The sequence below is a fragment of the Streptomyces lusitanus genome, from assembly GCF_042647945.1.
Classification (GTDB): Bacteria; Actinomycetota; Actinomycetes; order Streptomycetales; family Streptomycetaceae; genus Streptomyces; species Streptomyces pseudogriseolus.
The window spans coordinates 201,441-222,993 of the sequence record NZ_JBHRWL010000019.1; the positions used below are offsets into that span (position 1 = coordinate 201,441).

Here is a 21,553-nt window from a genome sequence, read left to right on the forward strand (position 1 = left end):
TCCCACAGCGACCGAACCGGTCAGGCCAGATCCCGCTTCGCCGCGATCTTCGCCGACAGGCTGTAGATGTCGATGAACCCCTTGGCCGCCGCCTGGTCGAACGTGTCGCCCGTGTCGTACGTCGCCAGGTTGAAGTCGTACAGCGACGACTCCGAGCGCCGCCCGGTGACGACGGCGCGACCACCGTGCAGCGTCATCCGGATGTCGCCGTTGACGTGCTGGTTGGCCTCGGCGATGAAGCCGTCGAGGGCGCGCTTCAGCGGGGAGAACCACTGGCCGTCGTAGACGAGCTCGCCCCAGCGCTGCTCGACCTGCCGCTTGTAGCGGGCCAGCTCGCGCTCGACCGTGACGTTCTCCAGCTCCTGGTGGGCCGTGATCAGCGCGATCGCGCCGGGGGCCTCGTAGACCTCGCGGGACTTGATGCCGACGAGACGGTCCTCGACCATGTCGATCCGGCCGATGCCCTGGGCGCCGGCGCGCTCGTTGAGCTGCTGGATGGCCTGGAGCACGGTGACCGGCTTGCCGTCGATGGCGACGGGGACGCCCTCCTTGAAGGTGATGATCACCTCGTCGGGCTCCCGCGGCACGGCGGGGTTCTGCGTGTACTCGTAGACGTCCTCGATCGGGGCGTTCCAGATGTCCTCCAGGAAGCCGGTCTCGACGGCGCGACCGAAGACGTTCTGGTCGATGGAGTACGGGGACTTCTTGGTGGTGGCGATCGGCAGGCCCTTGGCCTCGCAGAAGGCGATGGCCTTGTCACGGGTCATCGCGTAGTCGCGGACCGGGGCGATGCACTTGAGGTCGGGGGCGAGGGCGACGATGCCGGCCTCGAAGCGGACCTGGTCGTTGCCCTTGCCGGTGCAGCCGTGGGCGACGGTGGTGGCGCCGTGCTTCTGCGCGGCGGCGACGAGGTGCTTGACGATCGTCGGCCGGGACAGCGCGGAGACCAGCGGGTAGCGGTCCATGTAGAGGGCGTTGGCCTTGATCGCCGGGAGGCAGTACTCCTCGGCGAACTCGTCCTTGGCGTCCGCGACCTCGGCCTCGACGGCACCGCAGGCGAGCGCGCGCTTGCGGATGACGTCCAGGTCCTCGCCGCCCTGGCCGACGTCGACCGCAACGGCGATGACCTCGGCGCCCGTCTCCTCGGCGATCCAGCCGATGGCGACGGAGGTGTCCAGACCGCCTGAGTAGGCGAGTACGACGCGCTCGGTCACGGGTTTCTCCTCACAGTGCATTCGCTGACATGCATGAGTATGCAGGAGTCCGCATGATTCGTCAATCCGCCTGGTCACGGAACGGCGGCCGGGAACGGCCGGAACCCGGCCGGGACCCGGCCGGGCCGCTTCCGCAGGGAAGGTGAACGCGGCAGACGGCCGGCGCGTATGGCTCGTCGGACGCGGAACGCCCCGCCGGCCCCGACCCCCTTGCCGCCTGCACACTCACCACGTGAGGTGACAGGCGCCGCGGCCGCCCCGTACAAGCGCCGGCCGGGGCGGCCGCGGTCCCCTTCCCGTGCCGCAAGGCCGTCAATTATTTAGACAGGCGAAGGATCTGCCCGGATAATGCGTGGACATGGGAAAAACGTATGAGCGCATCGAAGGCCGGCTCCGCACCTTCATCGAGGAGCAGCCGGTCTTCTTCACCGCCACCGCGCCGCTGTCCGCCGACGGCACGGTCAACCTCTCCCCCAAGGGGCTCAAGGGCTCCTTCGCGGTGCTCGACGAACTCACCGTCGCCTACCTCGACTTCGCCGGATCCAACGCCGAGACCGTCGCCCACCTCCGGGAGAACGGCCGGATCACCCTGATGTGGTGCGCCTTCCAGGGGCCGCCGAACATCGTGCGCGTGCACGGCCGCGGGGAACCCGTGTTCCGGGACGACCCGCGCTTCAAGGAGCTGCTCGACCGCTTCCCCGCCATCGACCCGTGGACCCACGGACTGCGCGCGGTCGTCGTCGTGCACGCCGAGCTGATCCGGGACACCTGCGGCTACGCCGTGCCCTACATGGCGTACGAGGGTGAGCGGGATCTGCACGAGAAGCGGTTCGCCAGGGAGGACGACGTCTCCCTCGACGCCTACTTCACCAAGAAGGAGCACGTCGCGACCAGTCTGGACGGACTTCCCGGGCTGCCGTTGCCGCTGCCCCCGTCCAGCATGTGAGCCATGCGCCCACGTCGTGTCTCCGTCGCCGTCCTCGTGTTGTCCCTGTCCCTGCTCTCGCTCGGCACCGCGCAGCGGCCCGCGTCGACGCTGCCGGAGCGGATGGCGGACACCGGGGGCGACACCCAGCTCGTCACCGCGGTGGCGGCGCGGACCGGGTCCACCACCGGCACGGTCACCTGGTGGGACCGCAGGGGCGGACGCTGGGTGGCGGCCGGGTCCGCCAAGGCCCGCTTCGGCGCGAACGGGCTCACCGAGGGCACGACCCGCAAGCAGGGCACCAGCACCACCCCCACCGGGCTGTACGGGCTGCCGTACGCCTTCGGCGTCGAGGCGGCCCCCTCCGGCACCCGGTACACCTACCGGCCCGTGCGTCGGAACTCCTGGTGGTGCCAGGACAACTCCTCGCGCGTCTACAACCGCTGGACCGAGCCCCGGGCGGCCGACTGCCGGGCGAGCCAGGCCGAGCACCTGATCACCTACCGCACGCAGTACGCCCACGCCCTGGTCGTGGACTTCAACTACCGCCGCCCGGTGCGCGGGCGGGGCGCCGGCATCTTCCTGCACGTCAACGGGCGTGGCGCCACGGCGGGTTGCGTGTCGGTGCCGAGGAGCGCGATGCGGAGGATCCTGCGCTGGGCCGACCCCTCGCGGGCCCCGCACCTCGCCGTCGGCACGACCGGCGGGCGCACCGCGATCACCCGCTACTGAAACGGGCGACGAATCCACGGTTTCCGCTGAACACTCCAGCGTGGCGGCACGTATGTGAGGACCAAGGGCCGAGTCCCACGGAGGAACCGTGACCACCACGCTCGCCGGCGGCCGTGCCGCCCGCCGCCAGACGATGCGCCGCATCCGTCCACGCCGCTCCCCCGCCGTCCCGCTGCTGCTCGCCGTGGGTGCGGGCGCGGTGGCCGTGCTGTGGCTCTGGTGGACGAGCACACCGTCCATCGCGGACACCACCGGGAAGATCATCGCCGCCGGGCGGATCACCGGCCTGCTCGCCGGATATCTGATGGCCCTGGTCGTGCTCCAGATGGCGCGGGTGCCCGCGCTGGAACGGCGGGTCGGCTCGGACCGGGTGGCCCGCTGGCACGCGATGAGCGGCCGCTACACCGTGAGCCTGGTCGTCGCCCACGTCTTCCTGATCATGTGGGGCTACGCCCGCCAGGCGGGCAAGACCCTCGCCGACATCGTGTCCCAGACGGTCACCTCCATCAACACGCTGCCGGACATGGGCAAGGCCGCCGTCGGCACCGGCCTGCTGTTCGTCATCGCCCTCCTCTCCGTCGGCCCGGTCCGGCGCCGGCTGCCCTACGACGGCTGGTACCACGTGCACCTGCTGACGTACGCGGCGGTGTTCCTGACGTTCTGGCACCAGATCACCACCGGCAACGAGTTCGCCGTCACCCCGTCCGCCAAGACCTTCTGGTACGGGCTCTACGGCGCCGTGACCGTGCTGGTCCTGTGGTACCGGATCATCACCCCGGTCCGGCTGAACCTCCGGCACCGGATGCGGGTCCAGGCGGTCATCGAGGAGACGCCCGGCGTGGTGTCGGTGCTGATCGGCGGGCACCGGCTGCACCGGATGGGCGCCGAGGCGGGGCAGTTCTTCCGCTGGCGGTTCCTGGCCCCCGGGATGCGGTTCAGCTCCCACCCGTACTCGCTGTCCGCGGCGCCCCGCCCGGACATGCTGCGGATCACCGTGAAGGCGATCGGCGACCACAGCTCCCGGCTGCGCGAGCTGGAGCCCGGCACCCGGGTGTGGGCGGAGGGCCCCTACGGGGCGCTGACCGCGCAGCGCCGCAGCCGCGGCAAGGTGCTGCTGGTCGCGGGAGGGGTGGGCATCACCCCGATGCGCGCCCTGTTCGAGACGCTGCCCGGCGCGTCCGGCGACATCACCCTGCTGTACCGGGCCAACAGCACGCAGGACCTGGCCCTGTGGGGTGAGCTGGCGAAGATCGCCGACGAGCGCGGCGCCCGGCTGATGTACGCGGTGAACAGCCCCGACGGGGAGCGCCCGGACATCTCGGCGGAGAGCCTGCGCCGCAAGATCCCGGACGTCGACCGCCACGACGTCTTCATGTGCGGGCCGCCCGGATTCGCCCAGCAGGTGTACGCGGCCCTGCGGGACGCCGGGGTCCCCGCGCGCCGGATCCACCACGAGTCGTTCGAGATGTGAGCGGCGGCCCGTCGGCCCCGGTCGCCCGTCACCCATCAGGAGCTTGAGAAGCGATGAGGAAGAGTCACCCCGTCCGGCGTGCCGTTCTGGCGACCGCCGCCACCGTCTCCGGGATCGTGCTGCTGCTGTCGCTGAAACCCGCGTCCGACCCGGGGTCGGCCGAGGCGGCGGGCGGCGCCCCGCCCGCGGCGGAGTCCGTGCAGGGCGGCGCCCGGCCCATCGGGGACGGCACGGTCACCGGCGACGCGGCGCAGACCCAGTACGGGGCGGTGCAGGTACGGCTGACCGTCAGCGGCGGCAAGATCACCAAGGCCGAGGCCGTGCAGGCCCCCAAGGGCGGCCAGAGCGACCAGGTCACCTCCAACGCCGTACCCAAGCTCAACCAGGCGGTCGTACAGGCGCAGAGCGCGGACATCGACGCGGTGTCCGGCGCCACCTACACCAGCGCCGGCTACCAGGAGTCCCTCCAGTCCGCCCTGGACAAGGCGCGTGCCGCCGCGCCCGCCGCCCCCGCCGATCCGGGAGGCGGCGGCGCCGCCCAGGCGCGGACGGTCACCGGCGACGTCGCGCAGACCCAGTACGGGCCGGTCCAGGTGCGGATCACCGTCAGCGGCGGCAAGATCACCAAGGCCGAGGCCGTCCAGGCACCCAAGGGCGGCCAGAGCGACCAGGTCACCTCCAACGCCGTACCCAAGCTCAACCAGGCCGCCGTGCAGGCCGGCACCGCGGACATCGACGCCGTGTCCGGCGCCACCTACACCAGCGCCGGCTACCAGGAGTCCCTCCAGTCCGCCCTGGACAAGGCCGGTGGCTGACACGGTGACGGAACCCGTTGAGGCGCCCGCCGCGGAGCGTCGTGTGGTGGAGACGATGGGGACCGTCTTCTCCCTCGACGTCCGCGGCGGGGAACCGGACGCGGTGCGCGCGGCGCTGGAGGAGGCCGCCGCCGGGCTGCGCCGGGTCGACGAGGTGTTCAGCACCTACCGCGAGGACACCCAGATCTCCCGGCTGGCGCGCGGCGAGCTGGAGGTCGGGCAGTGCGATCCCGAGGTCGCCGAGGTGCTGGAGCTGGCCGCGGAGGCGGAGCGGATCAGCGAGGGGTGGTTCAGCACCCGGTACCGGGGGGAGCTCGACCCGACCGGGATCGTCAAGGGCTGGGCGACCGAACGCGCCGCCCGGCAGCTCCTGGCGGCCGGCGCTTCCGGGGTGAGCGTCAACGGCGGCGGTGACGTCCAGCTGCTCGGGTCGCCGGGCACGGGGCGGCCCTGGCGGGTCGGCGTGTCGGACCCGCTGCGTCCGGGCGGGCTCGCCGCGGTGGTCTCCGCCGCGGGGGCGCGGGAGCTGGCGGTGGCCACGTCCGGGACCGCGGAGCGCGGCGACCACATCGTGGACCCGCGCACGGGCCGCTCCGCGGTGACCGACCTGGTCGCGGTGACGGTGGTCGCTCCCCGCCTGACCTGGGCGGACTGCTGGGCCACGGCGGCCTTCGCGATGGGCTCCCGCGAGGGCCTGCGGTGGCTGGACTCCCTGCCCGGCGCGGAGGCACTCCTGATCACCGCGGGCGACGAGGTCCGCTGCACCGGCAACTTGGCGGAGTGGCTCGGCTGACCGAGCGCCCCGCCAGGGGCGCGGGGAACTGCGCGACCAGCCACGATGCGGCTGCACCCGACGTGCAACAGTCCCCGGCACCCCAGTGGCCGTGGGGGTGGGTCACACAACCCGGCGCTTGCGGGGGGCCGTCTGCGCCCCGTCAGGGGCGCGGGGAACTGCGCGACCAGCCACGATGCGGCTGCACCCGGCATGCGACAGTCCCCGGCACCCCGGTGGCCGTACGGGGGTGCAGCGCAGGCCCGCTGGAGGGTGCCGCCTGCGCCCACCCGTGCCGCCCCAGCGGCACGACTGCCCGCAGGCGGCAGGCGCCTCAAGGGGCGCGGGGAACTGCGCGACCGGCCCGCACCCACCCGCACCCGGCGACGACCCGCAACCAGCCCCTTCAGCTGCCGTTCTGGGCCAACCGCAGCAGATGATCAGCCAGCGCCTGCCCGCCCGTGGGGTCCCGGCTGATCAACAACAGCGTGTCGTCCCCGGCGATGGTGCCGAGAATGTCCTGCAACTCGGCCTGATCGATCGCGGACGCGAGAAACTGCGCCGCCCCCGGAGGCGTCCGCAGCACCACCAGATTCGCGGAGGCCTCCGCGGAAATGAGCAGCTCCTGCGACAGCCGCCGCATCCGCTCCTCCTTCGCGGACTCCCCCAGCGGCGCACGCGGCGTGCGGAACCCGCCCTCGCTGGGCACCGCGTAGATCAGATCCCCGTCGTTGTTGCGGATCTTCACCGCGTTCAGCTCGTCCAGGTCCCGCGACAGCGTCGCCTGGGTGACGCTCAGCCCGTCGTCGGCGAGCAGCTTCGCGAGCTGGCTCTGCGACCGCACCGGCTCCCGGTTGAGGATGTCCACGATCCGGCGGTGCCGCGCGGTGCGGGTCTGCGGCACGGCAGGCCCGGCCTGGCCGGACTGCCCCGCCGTACGCCCCTGATCCTGCTCCTGGCTCATCGTCGTCTCATTCTCCGGTCATTCTCCGGATCGTCCTGCCCCACCCGCGCGTCCGGCGGCGTCCAGGATGCCGGGCAGCGCCCCGAGGAGCGCGGCCACCGCGTCGTCCCCGAGGTTCAGCGGCGGCATGAGCCGTACGACGTCGGGGGCGGCGGCGTTCACGAGGAACCCGGCGTCCTGAGCCGCCTGTTGCGCCTGGGGCGCGAGCGGCTCGGTGAGCACGATACCCAGGAGCAGGCCCGCTCCCCGGACGTGGTCGATCAAGGCGTGCCCGAGACCCTCGACGCCCTCGCGCAGCTTCTCGCCCTGCCGCTTGGCGTTCTCCAGCAGTCCGTCGCCGGCGATGGTGTCGAGTACGGCGAGTCCGGCGGCGCAGGCGACCGGGTTGCCGCCGAAGGTCGTGCCGTGGTGGCCGGGCTGGAGGAGCTGGGCGGCGCGGCCGAAGGCGACGGTGGCGCCGAGCGGCAGGCCGCCGCCGAGCTGCTTGGCGAGGGTGACCACGTCCGGCAGGACGCCCTCGTGGGCCTGGTACGCGAACCAGTCGCCGGTCCGGCCGACGCCGGTCTGCACCTCGTCCAGCACGAGCAGCGCGCCCTTGGCGGCCGTAATGGCGCGGGCCGCCTTGAGGTAGCCCGTGGGCGGCACGACGACGCCGAGTTCGCCCTGGATGGGTTCGAGGACGACGAGGGCCGTGTCCTCGGTGACGGCCGCGTCCAGCGCCTGGGCGTCGCCGAACGGCACATGGGTGACGTCCCCGGGCAGCGGCAGGAACGGCTCCCGCTTGCCGGCCTGCCCGGTGAGGGCGAGGGCGCCCATGGTGCGGCCGTGGAAGGCTCCCTCGGCGGCGACGACGTGCGTGCGTCCGGTGAGCCGGCCGATCTTGAAGGCGGCCTCGTTGGCCTCGGCGCCGGAGTTGCAGAAGAAGACCCTGCCGTCCCGGCCGAAGAGCTGGAGCAGCCGCTCGGCGAGGGCGACGGTCGGCTCGGCGAGGAAGAGGTTGGAGATGTGGCCGAGGGAGGAGATCTGCCGGGTCACGGCCTCGACGATCGCCGGGTGGCCGTGACCGAGGGCGTTGGTCGCGATGCCGCCGACGAAGTCGAGGTACTCCTTGCCGTCGGCGTCCCAGAGCCGCTGGCCCTCGCCGCGTACGAGCGGGAGGCGGGGCGTGCCGTAGTTGTTCATCAGCGCGCCCTGCCACCGGGCGGTCAGTTCCGCGTTGCTCACGACTCCCCCTGTTCGTCGGGCACGACCATCGTGCCGATGCCCTCGTCCGTGAAGATCTCCAGCAGGATCGAGTGCTGGACCCGGCCGTCGATGACGCGGGCGGTGTTCACGCCGTTGCGCACGGCGTGAAGGCAGCCCTCCATCTTGGGCACCATGCCGGAGGACAGGTCCGGCAGGAGCTTCTCGAGCTGGGACGCGGTGAGACGGCTGATCACCTCGTCGCTGTTCGGCCAGTCCTCGTAGAGTCCCTCGACGTCCGTGAGGACCATGAGGGTTTCGGCGCCCAGTGCAGCAGCGAGTGCCGCAGCCGCCGTATCAGCATTGACGTTGTAGACATGATGATCGTCCTGGCTACGGGCGATGGACGAGACGACCGGGATGCGGCCGTCGGCGAGCAGGGCCTCGATCGCGCCCGTGTCGATCTCGGTGATCTCGCCCACCCGCCCGATGTCGACCAACTCCCCGTCGATCTCGGGCTGGTGCTTGGTGGCGGTGAGGGTGTGCGCGTCCTCGCCGGTGAGGCCGACGGCGAGCGGTCCGTGCCGGTTGAGCAGTCCGACCAGCTCCCGCTGGACCTGCCCGGCGAGCACCATGCGTACGACGTCCATGGCGTCCTCGGTGGTGACGCGCAGGCCGGCCTTGAACTCGCTGACGATGCCGTGGGTCTCCAGCGCGCGGCTGATCTGCGGGCCGCCGCCGTGCACGACGACCGGCTTCAGTCCGGCGTGCCGCAGGAAGACGACGTCCTGGGCGAAGGCGGCCTTGAGGTCCTCGTCGACCATGGCGTTGCCGCCGAACTTGACGACGACGGTTTTGCCGTGGTGCCGGGTCAGCCAGGGCAGCGCCTCGATGAGGATCTGCGCCTTGGGCAGCGCGGTGTGCTTACGGGTGACGGTCATGAGGAATAGGCGCTGTTCTCGTGGACGTAGTCGGCGGTGAGGTCGTTGGTCCAGATGGTGGCGGTGGCGTCGCCGGCGGCCAGGTCGGCGACGATGTGCACCTCGCGGTAGCGCATGTCGACCTGGTCGCGGTCCTCGCCGACGCCGCCGTTCCTGCACACCCAGACGCCGTTGATGGCGACGTTCAGCCGGTCGGGCTCGAACGCGGCCTTCGTCGTGCCGATCGCGGAGAGGACGCGGCCCCAGTTGGGGTCCTCGCCGTGGATCGCGCACTTGAGGAGGTTGTTGCGGGCGATGGAGCGGCCCACCTCGACGGCGTCGTCCTCGGTCGCGGCGCCCACCACCTCGACCTTGATGTCCTTGCCGGCGCCCTCGGCGTCGCGGATGAGCTGCTGTCCGAGGTCGTCGCAGACGGTCCGCACGGCCTCGGCGAAGTCGTCGTACTCCGGGGTGACGCCGGAGGCGCCGGAGGCGAGCAGCAGCACGGTGTCGTTGGTGGACATGCAGCCGTCGGAGTCGACGCGGTCGAAGGTGACCTTGGTGGCGGCGCGGAGCGCCTTGTCCAGGGTGGCGCTGTCGACGTCGGCGTCGGTGGTGAGGACGACGAGCATGGTGGCGAGGCCGGGGGCGAGCATGCCGGCGCCCTTGGCCATGCCGCCGACGGTCCAGCCGTCCCCGCCGGCGACCGCCGTCTTGTGGACGGTGTCCGTGGTCTTGATGGCGATGGCGGCCTTCTCGCCGCCGTGCTCGGACAGCTGGGCGGCGGCGGTCTCGACGCCGGGGAGCAGCTTGTCCATGGGGAGCAGGACGCCGATGAGTCCCGTCGAGCAGACCGCGATCTCACCCGCTCCGGTCCCCAGCACCTCGGCGGCCTTCTCGGCGGTGGCGTGGGTGTCCTGGAACCCCTTGGGTCCGGTGCAGGCGTTGGCGCCACCGGAGTTGAGGACGACGGCGGTGAGCTGCCCGCTCTTGAGGACCTGCTCGGACCAGAGCACGGGCGCGGCCTTCACGCGGTTGGAGGTGAAGACGCCGGCGGCGGCGCGTCGGGGGCCGTTGTTGACCACGAGGGCCAGGTCGGGGTTGCCGTTCTCCTTGATCCCGGCGGCGATGCCCGCCGCCGTGAACCCTTTCGCTGCCGTCACACTCACGGCGCAACTCCGATCGTCGTCAGCCCCGTGGCCTCGTCAAGGCCCAGGGCGAGGTTCATGCTCTGGACGGCACCGCCCGCGGTGCCCTTGGTCAGGTTGTCGATGGCGCTGATCGCGATGATCCGGCCGGCGGCGGCGTCGTACGCGACCTGGACCTGGACGGCGTTGGAGCCGTACACGGACGCGGTGGCGGGCCACTGTCCCTCGGGGAGGAGCCGCACGAACGGTTCGTCGGCGTAGGCCTTCTCGTAGGCGGCGCGGACGGACTCGGCGGTGACGCCGGGCTGCTTCGCCTTCACGGTGCAGGTGGCGAGGATGCCGCGGGGCATCGGCGCGAGGGTCGGCGTGAAGGAGACGGTGACGCGCTCGCCGGCCGCCGCGCTGAGGTTCTGGATCATCTCGGGGGTGTGCCGGTGCCCGCCGCCGACGCCGTACGGCGTCATGGAGCCCATGACCTCGCTGCCCAGCAGGTGCGGCTTGGGCGACTTGCCCGCGCCCGAGGTCCCGGAGGCGGCGACGACCACGGCCTCGGGCTCGGCGAGGCCGGCGGCGTACGCCGGGAAGAGGGCGAGGGAGACGGCGGTCGGGTAGCAACCGGGCACCGCGACGCGCTTGGACCCCTCCAGCGCGGCGCGGGCACCCGGAAGTTCGGGCAGGCCGTAGGGCCAGGTGCCGGCGTGCGGGGAGCCGTAGAACGCCTCCCAGTCGGCGGCGTCCTTCAGCCGGAAGTCGGCGCCCATGTCGATCACGAGCACCTCGTCGCCGAGCTGCTCGGCGACGGCGGCGGACTCGCCGTGCGGCAGCGCGAGGAAGACGACGTCGTGCCCGGCGAGCACCTCGGGCGTGGTGGGCTCGAGGACGCGGTCGGCCAGGGGCAGCAGGTGCGGCTGGAGCGCGCCCAGCCGCTGGCCGGCGTTGGAGGCGCCGGTCAGGGCGCCGATCTCGACCTCGGGGTGCGCGAGCAGCAGACGCAGCAGCTCACCGCCCGCGTACCCGCTCGCTCCGGCCACCGCCGCACGTACCGCCATGGAAAACCCTCCTCCTGGATGGCATGACTATACGTTTCGCTGCACGTTTATGCAATGGGGGTCATGCGCGGGCCGCCGTCACCGACGACGGCGGCCCGTGTCCGGCTGCTACCTGTGGCCCGCTACTCGCTCCGCTACCGCTGCCTGATCCGCAGGAACGTCACCGAGTGCGCCGGGAAGGTGTACGTGAACCTGCTGTCGACGCCCCGGAAGGTGGAGGTCACCGGGGTGACCGGAGCGTCCGTCTCGGTGTTCACCGCGTCCGCGTCGGCGGCCAGGGTGGTCACACGGGCCCGTGAGGAGACCCGGGCGCCGCCAAGATCGATCGCGGTGCGCGCCTCGGACGGCTGGGCGTTGACGACCTTGACGATCAGGTCGCCGGTGCGGGCGTCCTCGGTGACCACCTGGCGGAACGGCTCGGCCGGCTTGTCGTCGGTGAAGCTGCCCCACTCCTGGCCGTCGAGGTAGAGGGTGACCTGGCGGCCGCGCACCTTGAGGTCGATGTCGTAGGCACGGCCCGTCTCGATGGAGCCGGGCTCGGAGATCAGCGTGGACTTGCCGCCGTCGACGGCCTGCTCGACCGCGGACTGCGTGTTGTTCCAGCCGCCCAGGTTCCACCAGTAGTAGGTGCCGGTGTCCTTCACGCCGAAGGCGATCAGGAAACCCTCCTTGCCGGACTTCTTCGTGGCCTTCACATGCAGGTCGTAGTCGTGCCAGGCCGGGTCACCGGCCGTGACCAGGGTGTTCTCGGCGGCCTCGTCGGTCTGCACGTACTGCCCGTCCTGGACGCCCCAGCTGCCGCCGCCGCTGTGGGTCCACTGCGAGGCGCCGCCGGAGAAGTCGTCGGTCAGCAGCGTCGTGCCGTCGGCGGCGGTCACCCTCACGTCGTCGTACGCCGCGCTCGTCGCCCAGGTGGAGAGGCCGACCGCTCCCGCGATGGGGCCGGCGGCGTCCGGAGTGGTGCTCGCCTCCGAGGGGACGACCCGGTCACCGACGTTGGTCATGAACAGCTTCTGGACCTCGTAGTCGGCCGAGCCCCAGGAGGCGTGGTTGTTGAACCAGATCATGTCCGGGGACCACTGGACGTAGTCCTCGTTGGCGAGCAGCGGCGCGTACGAGGCGAGCTTCACGATGTCGGCGTTGCGCTCCAGGCCGGTCATGTACGCCGCCTCGGCCAGGCCGTTCTTCCAGGCGTTGCCCTGGGAGGCGTACTCGCCGAGGAAGACCTGGGGGCCCTGCCGGTCGTAGGAGTCGTAGCGGTCGTTGTTCTGGAGGAACCACTGCGGGCTGTTGTAGTAGTGCTCGTCGACCATGTCGACGCCGCCCTCGCGGTTGAGCTGCCAGGCGGTGTCGAAGGTGGTGCCGGAGTCGTCGGGGCCGGAGTTGGAGATCACCGTGATGTCCGGGTGCTCCGCCTCGATGGCGGCGCGGAAGCGCTGGAAGCGGGCGAAGAACTCGCGCGGCAGGTTCTCCTCGTTGCCGACGGCGATGTGGGTGAGGCCGAAGGGCCTGGGGTGGCCCATCTCGGCGCGCAGGCCGCCCCACGTCGACGTCCTCGGGCCGTTGGCGAACTCGATCAGGTCCAGGGTGTCCTGGATGTGCCGCTTCAACAGTGCCTCGTCGTCGGTGGCCTTGTTCTGGCCGCAGCCGGTGACCAGCGCGGGGACGACGGGCAGCGGCATCGCGCCGACGTCCTCGGCGAAGCGGAAGTACTCGTAGTAGCCGAGTCCGTAGCTCTGGTTGTAGCCCCAGAAGTTGGCGTTGGCGGCGCGTTCCTCGACCGGGCCGACGGTGTCCTTCCACTGGTAGGCGCGCTTGCGCTGCCAGCCGGAGGCCTCGCTGTAGTCCTCCATGGAACCGGTGTTGACCAGGCAGCCGCCGGGGAAGCGGACGAAGCCGGGCTTGAGCGCGGCGATCTTCTCGGCGAGGTCCTCGCGCAGCCCGTTGGGCTGGTTCTTGTACGTCTCGCGCGGGAACAGCGACACCATGTCGAGGGCCGCGTCGGCGGTCGACGCCACGGTGAGGCGGCCGCGGTTGCTGGTGCGGGTGGCGGTGAACGTGGCCTTGTACTGCGTCCAGCCGCCCCGCACGGCCACCTTGCGGCTGCCGGCGAGGGTGCCCGCCGCGTCCTTCAGCGTGACGGTGAGGGTGGTCCCGGCCTCGGCGCGGGCCCACACCGAGACGTCGTACCGCTCGCCTTTCTCGACCCGGACGCCGGTGTTGTAACCGGAGTTCGTGACCGACGAACCGGCGCCCAGGGAAAGGTAGTTGCGGCTGCGTTCGTTGAGGCGGCCGGAGTCGTTCACCACCTCGGCCGTGCCGCTCACCGACCAGGAGGTCAGCGGGGTGTAGGAGCCGTTGTCGGCGGTGGAGTACTCGAAGGAGCGGTTCTGGACGAGTTCGGCGTACAGGCCGCCGTCGGCGGCGCGGTTGATGTCCTCGAAGAACACGCCGTACATGGTGTCGTCGATCGCCGGGCCGCGGGCGCCGGTGTCGACGGTGATCGTGTAGTCGGCGACGTCCTCCGCGTGGGCGGGGACCGGGAGCAGGACGGCGGCGGTCAGCAGGGCGGTGCCGGCGAGGAGGGCTCTGCGGCGGGTGCGGTGCCGGGCGGTGCGTGACATGGGTACTCCGCGGCTCTGGGGAGATGGGCGGGTGTTCGAAATGTCGGACGCTGTGCAGCACTTCGAACGGCAAGATAGGGAGGAGGCAGAAGCACGTCAATGGGGCGTGCGGCGCCGCGGAGCACGAGAGAGCACGGGAGAACGGGGCGCCATGGGTGAGTTCTGGCCGGTACCGGACGTACTGGCGTATCTGGGCGGCACCTGGCGGGCCGAGCGCGTCGTACGGGACCTGGCGAGCGGTGACGACGGGCGGTTCACCGGGACCGTGGTGTTCGAGCCGCTCGAGGACGGGGAGGGCGACGGCCTGCTGCAACGGGAGTCCGGCGACTTCACCTGGCGCGGCGTCACCCGGCCCGCCGAGCGCACGCTCCGCTTCCTGTCCGGCCCCGAGGGCACGGCGGACGTGCGGTTCGCGGACGGCCGCTTCTTCCACGGCCTGGACCTCAGGTCCGGCCGGCACATCGCCGACCACCCCTGCTCGGCGGACCTCTACCGGGGTGAGTTCACCGTGCGGGACGCGAACCACTGGCGCGCGGTGTGGCGGGTGCGCGGTCCGGCGAAGGACCTCGAACTCGTCACGGACTACGCGCGCGTGAAGTGAACTCCGCTTCTGTACGTGGGATTTACGCGCGCAGGGGCTGCGTCGAGACGCTCTCCAGCCGCAGGCTCCAGCGGCCCGGCCGCCCGGCGACGCTGATCGTCGACAGCGAGCGGACGTCGATGTTCCAGTAGGTGCCGGGCGGCGCCTTCAGCGCGTAGACGAGCGCCGCGCGGATCACCGACGGCTCGGCCACCGCGACCACCCGGCAGCCGTCCTCGGCGGGCCGGGTGTCGAGCCAGTTGCCGACGCGTCCGATGAAGTCCAGCAGGGACTCCCCGCCGTGCGGTGTGGACCGCGGGTCGGCGAGCCAGGCGTCCACCGCCTCCGGCTCGCGGGCCATCGCCTCGCCGAGGGTCAGTCCGCGCCAGCGCCCCATGTCGCAGTCGCGCAGGGCGAGCTGGACGAGCGGCGCGTAGCCGAGGCCCTCCCCGGTGGCGCGGCTTCGGGGCGCCGGGGAGCAGTAGCGCAGGTCGGCCGCCGCCAGGGGCAGCAGTTCGTGCGCGACGCGTTGCACCTCGCCCCATCCGGTCTGGTCGAGCGGCCGGGGGTCCTCGAAGCGCTCGGACAGCACCGTGGAGCTCCCCGCTGCGGCGACGAACGTGACCCGAAGTGCCATGCGGCGATGGTCAGCCGCCGGGGTCGGCTGGTCAAGGGGTGCCGGCCGGCCATGACGCTTGGTGGCGCGGCCCTCACCCTCCGCCGGGGGCATACGGCACAACCCCGCCCTATGCCCCCGCCGGACCGTGCGTCACGCCTGCTCGAAGATCAGCGCCATCCACTGGTCCGGCCGCTCCAGTGGCCGGAAGCCGATGGGCGCGTACACCTCGTGCGCGTCGTGCGTGGCCAGCAGCACACGCCGTACCCCGTAGCCCCGTACCTCCTCCCGTACGGCGATGACCAGCGCGGTGCCGAGGCCCTTGCCGCGGACGGCGGGGTCCACGTACACGTCGCACAGCCAGGCGAAGGTGGCCCGGTCGGTGATGACGCGCGCGTACGCCACCTGCGCTCCCGTGACCGTGTCGTACACGCCGAAGTTGAGCGAGCCGCCGATCGCCCTGTCCTGTGTCTCGCGGGGGCGGCCGAGGGCCCAGTAGGCGTCGGTGGACAGCCACCGGTGCACCGTGTCGGCGTCGATCCGGGCGGGGTCGGTGGAGAGTTCGTAGCCCTCGGGCAGGCGGGGTGCGGCAGTCATGCGCCGATGCTGGCAGCCGGTGACCTGGGGCGTCGAGCCGTTATCCCACCACCTGGGACCAGGCGGTGCGCAGCCGGTGCACGCCCTCCGTGATCTCGCCGGTGCCGGCGACGGCGGCGAAGCTGAGGCGCAGGTGTCCGGCGGGCGGTTCGGCGCTGAAGTAGGGGCGTCCGGGGGTGACGGCGACGCCCGCGCGCAGGGCGGCGGCGGTCAGGGCGGGCTCGGACGCGCCGTCGGGCAGGCGCAGCCACAGGTGGTAGCCGCCGGAGGGGATGTGCGGCAGGGTCAGGCCGGGCAGCTGGAGGCGCAGTGCGGTGGTCATGGCGTCGCGGCGGGTGCGCAGGGCGGCGGCGATCGCGCGCAGGTGGCGGGGCCAGGCGGGCGAGCCGACCAGCTCCAGGGTGGCCTCCTGGAGCGGGCGCGGCACGAAGAAGGTGTCGACGATCTGGATGGCCCGCAGCCGCTCCAGCACCGGGCCGTGCGCGGCGAGGGCGCTCACCCGGAAGCTGGGCGAGGTCGCCTTGGTCAGCGAGCTGACGTGCACCACCACGCCGTCGGGGTCGTCGGCGGCGAGCGGGCGCGGCAGCGGGCCCGCGTCCTCGTGCACGAGCCGTCGCACGAAGTCGTCCTCGACGACGAACGCGCCGGCCTGCCGGGCGATGCGCAGCACCTCGGCGCGCCGCTCGGGGGCGAGGACGGCGCCGGTGGGGTTCTGGAAGAGGGGCTGGCAGACGAAGACGCGGGCGCCGGTCGCGCGGAAGGCGTCGGCGAGCAGGGACGGCCGTACGCCGTCGGCGTCGACCGGGACGGGCACCGGGCGGAGTCCGGCGGCGCGGGCGATGGCCAGCATGCCGGGGTAGGTGGGCGACTCGACGAGGACGGGCGCGCCGGGCGGGGCGAGGGCGCGCAGGGCGGTGGTGAGGGCGGACTGTCCGCCCGCGGTGACCAGCACGCCGGCCGCCGTCACCGGCCCGCCGATGGCGCGCGCGAACCACTCGCGCAGTTCGGGCAGCCCCTCCATGGGCGGCCGTCCCCAGGCCCCCGGCCTGCGTCCGGCGCGAGCCAGCGCGGCGGCCATCGCGCGCTCCGGCTGGAGGGAGGGGTGCAGATAACCGCCGTTGAACTCGATCACCCCGGGCGCGGGTGCGGCCAGCGAGACGAGGACGCCGGACGCGTCGACCGAGCGGGGTACGAGGTCGGCGGCGCCGTCGGCGCTGAGGGCGACCTCCTGCCAGGAGGTGTCGCCGGTGGGGGCGGCCGGGGTGCGGGGCACGGCGCGGAAGGCGCCGGCGCCGGGCCGGGTGACCACCAGCCCCTCGGCGGCGAGGCGCGCCAGGGCGCGGGAGACGGTCACGGGGCTGACCCGGAACCGCTCGACGAGGGCCCTGCTGGACGGGAGCTTCTCTCCTGAGGAGTAGCGGTCCAGCTCCTGCCTGAGCTGTTCCGCCAGTTCACCGACGCTGCTACTCTCATGCATGAGAGTACAGAGTAGCGCTACCGCGCCCGCCCCGATAGCAGTCGCCGCTCCCCCGCGCGGCCGTGGCTTCGGCGCCCTCCAGGCCGCCCTCGGAGTGGTGGCCTTCTCCCTGACCTTCCCCGCCACCGCCTGGGGCCTGGAGGGCTTCGGCCCCTGGTCGCTGGTGGCCGTGCGCAGCGTGCTCGCGGCGGTGATCGCCGGGGGCTGTCTGCTGGCCCTGCGCGTCCCGCTGCCCGCCCGCCGCCACTGGCCGGGGCTCGCGGTGGTCGCCGCGGGGGTGGTGCTCGGCTTCCCGCTGCTGACCACGCTTGCGCTCCAGACGTCCACGACGGCGCACGCGGCCGTCGTCGTGGGCCTGCTCCCGCTCACCACGGCCCTCTTCTCGGCCCTGCGGACGGGCACACGCCCCTCGCGCACCTTCTGGGCGGCGGCCCTCGTCGGCGCGGCGGCGGTGGTGGCGTTCACCGTGCAGCAGAGCGGGGGCGCGCTGACGACGGCGGACCTGTACCTGTTCGGCGCGCTGCTGATCTGCGCGGCCGGCTACACCGAGGGCGGCAGACTGGCCGGGGCCATGCCGGGGTGGCAGGTCGTCGGCTGGGCCCTGGTGCTGTGCCTGCCGCTCACGGTGCCGGTCGCCGCGGTCGCCCTGGCGGCGGAGCCGGTCCGTTTCACCGCGCACAGCGTGACCGGCCTGCTGTGGGTGGCGGCGGGCTCGCAGTTCCTCGGCCTGATCGTCTGGTACCGGGGCATGGCCGCCATCGGCATCCCGAAGGCCAGCCAACTCCAGCTGGCCCAGCCCCTGCTGACCTTGTTCTGGTCGGTGTTCCTCCTGGGCGAACACCTCCCGGCGGCGGCCCCGATCACGGCGGTGGCGGTGTTGGTGTGCATCGTGGTGACGCAGCGGGCGCGGGGGTAGGCCGCGGGGGCGGCCGGTTGAACGGGACGCGGCACGGCCGGGGCAGGGGCCGTACGCCGTGCCGGCGGGGCGCGCGGGGGCGTGGACGTGCGCCGTGCGCCGTGCGCCGTGCGGGCGACGGGGGGACGCTGTCCCTCGCCGGCGAGGGACAGGACGCGGCGCGGCCGGGGCAGGGCGTGTGGACGTACGCCGTGCCGGCGGGGGCGTGTGGACGTACGCCGTGCCGGCGGGGGCGTGTGGAACGTACGCCGTCAGGGCGAGCGGGACGCTGTCCGCGCCGACGAAGCGCAGGACACTTGTCCGGCCCCAGGCGGCGCAGTGTGCGGCCAGGCCGGATGCGCCCGGCGGCGGGAGCTGGACGCTGTCCGCGCCGGCGAGGTGCGGGACGCTTGTCCGGCCCGGGGCGGCAGAGCGTGCGGCCGGGCCGCATCCGTCCGGCGGCGGGGCGGGCCGGACGAGCCCACCCGGCCGGCGATGTGGCGAAGCCTGCCCCGCCGGAGGTGTGGCGCTGCCTGACCCGCCGGGGTGATGCGGGCCGGCCGGCCGACGGCGTCGGGTCCCGGCGACGCCGCGCGCGCTGCCCTCGGCCACCAGCGATCACGGGCCACCACATCGGCCACCGCCGATGACGGCAACCGCCCGTCGCCGGCTCCGAGAGGACGCCGTCCGGGCAACGCGCGCGTGCCACCACACAGGGCGCGACACGGCCTGTCCGACCCGATGCGCAGAGCCGCGGCGCGCGCGGCGTCGCCAAGGTGCCTCCCGGCGCCGGGGTGTGCCCGGAGCGCCTTACGAGCCGGGCGCGCTCCCGCCGAGGGGGGGTCAACCCGGCCGCGTGCCCCCGGCAACGCGGCCGGACCGCTGGCGCGTCCCGCACCCCGCCGTAGACTCGAAGAAGCATGGACCGCTGCTCCCGTCAGGTGAGGAGGCGACGATGCGCGCAACCGTGGGTGACCACCTCGTCCAGCACGGCAGGGTGGTCGGCCAGCACGACAAGGTCGGCGAGATCGTCGAAGTGCTCGGCCGGGACGGCGACCCGCCGTACCGGGTCCGGTTCGAGGACGGGCACGAGGGCATCTGCTCCCCCGGCCCCGACACCGAGATCCGGCACCGGGAGGTCGTCACCCGGCACTGATCAGGACGGGGGCCCGGCGGGCCGGCCGTAGTGGTCGGCCACCACCCGCGCCATCGCCCCGGCCGGATCGGCCGTCACCTCGCGCGCCGCGAAGAACACGTGCCCGCGTGCCTCGGGGTACCGCTTCGCCAGCGTGAGGTGACGGGACAGTTCGGCGGGGTCCTGCCAGGCGGCGGGCTGTGCCGGGTCCCCCGCCTTGTACAGCGCCTCCCCCGCGTACAACCGCGTGCCCGAGCCGCGCACGACGTCCGCCCACCAGGGCAGCAGCTTCGCGTAGTCGGCGGCGGCGAAGCCGATGTTCCAGTACAGCTGCGGGCAGATGTAGTCGATCCAGTTCTCCCGCGCCCACTTCCGGGTGTCCGCGTGCTGGTCGTCGTACGACTGCACGCCCGCGCGGGTGTCGGAGCCGCGCGGGTCGACGTCGGCGTTGCGCCACACCCCGAAGGGGCTGATGCCGAAGCGGGTGCCGGGGCGGACCGTCCGGATCGCCTCGGCCGTCTCGTGGACCAGCCGGTCGACGTTGTCCCGCCGCCAGGCCGCGCGGTCGGGGAAGGCGGCGCCGTACCGGTCGTAGGTGGCGTCGTCGCCGAAGGTCTGCCCGGCCACCGGGTACGGGTAGAAGTAGTCGTCGAAGTGGACCCCGTCGACGGGGTAGCGGCGCACCGCGTCCAGCATCGCCTCCCGCACGAACGCCCGGACCTCGGGCAGCCCCGGGTCGTAGTACAGCTTCCCGCCGTACGGGATCACCCAGCCGGGGTTGCGGCGCGCCGGGTGGGAGGGGGCGAGCCGGGCGGGGTCGGCGTGCAGGGCGACCCGGTACGGATTGAACCAGGCGTGCAGGTGCAGGCCGCGGGCGTGCGCCTCGGCGACCGCCGTGTCGAGGGGGTCCCAGCCGGGGTCGGCGCCCTGGGTGCCGGTGAGGTACTGCGACCACGGCTCGTGCGGCGACGGCCACAGCGCGTCGGCCGTGGGCCGCACCTGGAGCATGACGGTGTTGAGGCGGGCGCGGACGGCGGCGTCGAGGTGGGCGAGCAGCTCGGCGCGTTGCCGGCCGGCGCTCAGGCCGGGGCGGGACGGCCAGTCCCGGTTGGTGACGGTGGCCACCCACATGCCCCGCATCTCGCCGGTCGCCGCGCCGCCGCGGCCGGGTCCGCCCGTCGTGCCCGTGCCCGGCGCGGGCCGCGGTGCGGCGGACCCCGTGGTCGTCGTGGCCAGGGCGGCCAGCGCCGCCGCCGCGAAACCCCTGCGTGACACCCGCACCCTCGCCCCCTGCCTCCGCTGCGACGGCATCCGCCACGGTCGTCCCGGAACCGCCTGGTCAGGGCGGTCTCCCGGCCAGGATGCCCCACCCCCGCGATCGATCATCGATACTTCGGAGTAACGTGCACGAACGGAGCAGGCGCCGGGACCCGGCACCCTGCCACAGCCGTAAGCAGTAGCGAAAGGGACGATGTGACCGACATCGAACGCGTCGGAGTGGTGGGCTGCGGTCAGATGGGCGCGGGTATCGCCGAGGTGTGCGCCCGTGCCGGGCTGGACGTCAAGGTCGCCGAGACCACCGGCGAAGCCCTGGAGATCGGCCGTACCCGGCTGTTCAACTCCCTGTCGAAGGCGGCGGAGCGCGGCAAGATCAGCGCGGAGGAGCTGGAGTCCACGCAGGCCCGGCTGACCTTCACCACGGACCTCGGCGAGTTCGCCGACCGTGACCTGGTGATCGAGGCCGTCGTCGAGAACGAGCAGGTGAAGACGGAGATCTTCCAGGTGCTCGACCAGGTGGTGACGCGCCCCGACGCGATCCTGGCGTCGAACACCTCCTCCATCCCGCTGGTGAAGCTGGCGGTCGCCACGTCCCGCCCGGACCACGTCATCGGCATCCACTTCTTCAACCCGGCCCCGGTGCAGAAGCTGGTCGAGCTGATCCCGGCGCTCACCACCTCCGAGGGCACCCTGAGCCGCGCGCAGGTCTTCACCGAGAAGGTGCTGGGCAAGCACGCCATCCGCGCCCAGGACCGCTCCGGCTTCGTGGTCAACGCGCTGCTGATCCCGTACCTGCTGTCCGCGATCCGGATGTTCGAGTCGGGCATCGCCAGCCGCGAGGACATCGACAACGGCATGGAGATGGGCTGCGCCCACCCGATGGGCCCGCTCAAGCTCTCCGACCTGATCGGCCTGGACACGGTCGCCTCGGTCGCGTACTCGATGTACGAGGAGTACAAGGAGCCCCTGTACGCGGCTCCGCCGCTGCTCCAGCGCATGGTCGACGCGGGTCGCCTGGGCCGGAAGACGGGGTCGGGTTTCTACACGTACGAGTGACAGCCGCCTCGCGGGCCTGACGCGGGGTATCCCGTCAGGCCCACAGCAGTGGGGCCGGGCCCTCCTCGCGGGGCGGGGTCGGAGCCCCACCGCGCGCTTCAGC

Annotated in this window: 20 protein-coding genes; 9 read left to right on the top strand and 11 right to left on the bottom strand. The window is 72.8% G+C overall.

Features of this window, described 5'->3' with window-relative positions:
* Nucleotides 1–20: 20 nt before the first annotated feature.
* Complete coding sequence (locus ACFOSY_RS26390) at nt 21–1,214, bottom strand: argininosuccinate synthase (RefSeq protein ID WP_394311262.1); 1,194 nt, start codon at nt 1,212–1,214, stop codon at nt 21–23.
* A 358-nt stretch (nt 1,215–1,572) separates the two neighbouring features.
* Between ACFOSY_RS26390 and ACFOSY_RS26395 the strand changes: the two genes are divergently transcribed.
* The 5 genes from ACFOSY_RS26395 to ACFOSY_RS26415 all read left to right on the top strand — a co-directional run bounded on the left by ACFOSY_RS26395 (nt 1,573) and on the right by ACFOSY_RS26415 (nt 5,950).
* On the top strand, nt 1,573–2,160 hold the full coding sequence (locus tag ACFOSY_RS26395; RefSeq protein ID WP_394311263.1) for a pyridoxamine 5'-phosphate oxidase family protein: 588 nt from the start codon (nt 1,573–1,575) through the stop codon (nt 2,158–2,160).
* A 3-nt stretch (nt 2,161–2,163) separates the two neighbouring features.
* Nucleotides 2,164–2,871 (top strand): L,D-transpeptidase family protein, encoded by a 708-nt coding sequence (locus ACFOSY_RS26400; RefSeq protein ID WP_394311265.1) that lies wholly within the window; start codon nt 2,164–2,166, stop codon nt 2,869–2,871.
* A gap of 88 nt (nt 2,872–2,959) precedes the next feature.
* Nucleotides 2,960–4,342, top strand: coding sequence for a ferredoxin reductase family protein (locus ACFOSY_RS26405; protein ID WP_394311266.1), 1,383 nt, complete (start codon nt 2,960–2,962; stop codon nt 4,340–4,342).
* Nucleotides 4,343–4,395: 53 nt separating this feature from the next.
* Complete coding sequence (locus ACFOSY_RS26410) at nt 4,396–5,157, top strand: FMN-binding protein (RefSeq protein ID WP_394311268.1); 762 nt, start codon at nt 4,396–4,398, stop codon at nt 5,155–5,157.
* 55 nt (nt 5,158–5,212) lie between these two features.
* Complete coding sequence (locus tag ACFOSY_RS26415; protein WP_394311518.1) at nt 5,213–5,950, top strand: FAD:protein FMN transferase; 738 nt, start codon at nt 5,213–5,215, stop codon at nt 5,948–5,950.
* A gap of 385 nt (nt 5,951–6,335) precedes the next feature.
* On the opposite strand, the gene ACFOSY_RS26420 is transcribed toward ACFOSY_RS26415, so the two are convergent.
* From ACFOSY_RS26420 to ACFOSY_RS26445, 6 genes are all read right to left on the bottom strand, one after another.
* Nucleotides 6,336–6,893 carry an arginine repressor gene (locus ACFOSY_RS26420; protein ID WP_394311270.1) on the bottom strand — a complete coding sequence of 186 codons (558 nt, stop codon included), beginning with the start codon at nt 6,891–6,893 and terminating at the stop codon, nt 6,336–6,338.
* Nucleotides 6,894–6,911: 18 nt separating this feature from the next.
* Complete coding sequence (locus ACFOSY_RS26425; RefSeq protein WP_394311272.1) at nt 6,912–8,117, bottom strand: acetylornithine transaminase; 1,206 nt, start codon at nt 8,115–8,117, stop codon at nt 6,912–6,914.
* Nucleotides 8,114–9,016 (bottom strand): acetylglutamate kinase, encoded by a 903-nt coding sequence (gene argB / locus ACFOSY_RS26430; RefSeq protein WP_394311274.1) that lies wholly within the window; start codon nt 9,014–9,016, stop codon nt 8,114–8,116. The genes ACFOSY_RS26425 and argB overlap by 4 nt, the downstream gene beginning before the upstream one ends.
* Nucleotides 9,013–10,164, bottom strand: coding sequence for a bifunctional glutamate N-acetyltransferase/amino-acid acetyltransferase ArgJ (gene argJ, locus ACFOSY_RS26435; RefSeq protein WP_394311277.1), 1,152 nt, complete (start codon nt 10,162–10,164; stop codon nt 9,013–9,015). Before argJ ends, argB begins: the two co-directional genes overlap by 4 nt.
* A complete protein-coding gene (gene argC / locus ACFOSY_RS26440) occupies nt 10,161–11,192 on the bottom strand; it encodes an N-acetyl-gamma-glutamyl-phosphate reductase (protein WP_394311279.1) in 1,032 nt (343 codons plus the stop codon). Before argC ends, argJ begins: the two co-directional genes overlap by 4 nt.
* Nucleotides 11,193–11,326: 134 nt before the next feature.
* Nucleotides 11,327–13,816: an alpha-L-arabinofuranosidase C-terminal domain-containing protein gene (locus ACFOSY_RS26445; RefSeq protein WP_394311281.1), complete on the bottom strand. Its 2,490-nt coding sequence runs from the start codon at nt 13,814–13,816 to the stop codon at nt 11,327–11,329.
* Nucleotides 13,817–13,967: 151 nt separating this feature from the next.
* Here ACFOSY_RS26445 and ACFOSY_RS26450 point away from each other — a divergent pair, with 151 nt between their 5' ends.
* On the top strand, nt 13,968–14,417 hold the full coding sequence (locus ACFOSY_RS26450) for a DUF6314 family protein (protein ID WP_394311283.1): 450 nt from the start codon (nt 13,968–13,970) through the stop codon (nt 14,415–14,417).
* A gap of 22 nt (nt 14,418–14,439) precedes the next feature.
* On the opposite strand, the gene ACFOSY_RS26455 is transcribed toward ACFOSY_RS26450, so the two are convergent.
* From ACFOSY_RS26455 to ACFOSY_RS26465, 3 genes are all read right to left on the bottom strand, one after another.
* Nucleotides 14,440–15,033, bottom strand: a complete 594-nt coding sequence (locus ACFOSY_RS26455; protein WP_394311285.1) for a histidine phosphatase family protein — start codon at nt 15,031–15,033, stop codon at nt 14,440–14,442.
* 132 nt (nt 15,034–15,165) lie between these two features.
* Nucleotides 15,166–15,609 (bottom strand): GNAT family N-acetyltransferase, encoded by a 444-nt coding sequence (locus ACFOSY_RS26460; protein WP_394311287.1) that lies wholly within the window; start codon nt 15,607–15,609, stop codon nt 15,166–15,168.
* Between the two features lie 40 nt (nt 15,610–15,649).
* Nucleotides 15,650–17,086 (bottom strand): aminotransferase-like domain-containing protein, encoded by a 1,437-nt coding sequence (locus ACFOSY_RS26465; RefSeq protein WP_394311289.1) that lies wholly within the window; start codon nt 17,084–17,086, stop codon nt 15,650–15,652.
* Here ACFOSY_RS26465 and ACFOSY_RS26470 point away from each other — a divergent pair.
* Both ACFOSY_RS26470 and ACFOSY_RS26475 read left to right on the top strand, forming a co-directional pair.
* On the top strand, nt 17,085–18,002 hold the full coding sequence (locus tag ACFOSY_RS26470; protein WP_394311292.1) for a DMT family transporter: 918 nt from the start codon (nt 17,085–17,087) through the stop codon (nt 18,000–18,002). The genes ACFOSY_RS26465 and ACFOSY_RS26470 overlap by 2 nt on opposite strands.
* A 934-nt stretch (nt 18,003–18,936) precedes the next feature.
* Nucleotides 18,937–19,137 carry a DUF1918 domain-containing protein gene (locus tag ACFOSY_RS26475; RefSeq protein WP_394311295.1) on the top strand — a complete coding sequence of 67 codons (201 nt, stop codon included), beginning with the start codon at nt 18,937–18,939 and terminating at the stop codon, nt 19,135–19,137.
* On the opposite strand, the gene ACFOSY_RS26480 is transcribed toward ACFOSY_RS26475, so the two are convergent.
* The gene (locus tag ACFOSY_RS26480) at nt 19,138–20,391 is read right to left on the bottom strand and encodes a glycoside hydrolase family 10 protein (protein WP_449343588.1); all 1,254 of its coding nucleotides are present in this window, start codon (nt 20,389–20,391) and stop codon (nt 19,138–19,140) included.
* Between the two features lie 198 nt (nt 20,392–20,589).
* Between ACFOSY_RS26480 and ACFOSY_RS26485 the strand changes: the two genes are divergently transcribed.
* Nucleotides 20,590–21,450: a 3-hydroxybutyryl-CoA dehydrogenase gene (locus ACFOSY_RS26485; RefSeq protein ID WP_394311300.1), complete on the top strand. Its 861-nt coding sequence runs from the start codon at nt 20,590–20,592 to the stop codon at nt 21,448–21,450.
* Nucleotides 21,451–21,553 lie beyond the last annotated feature (103 nt).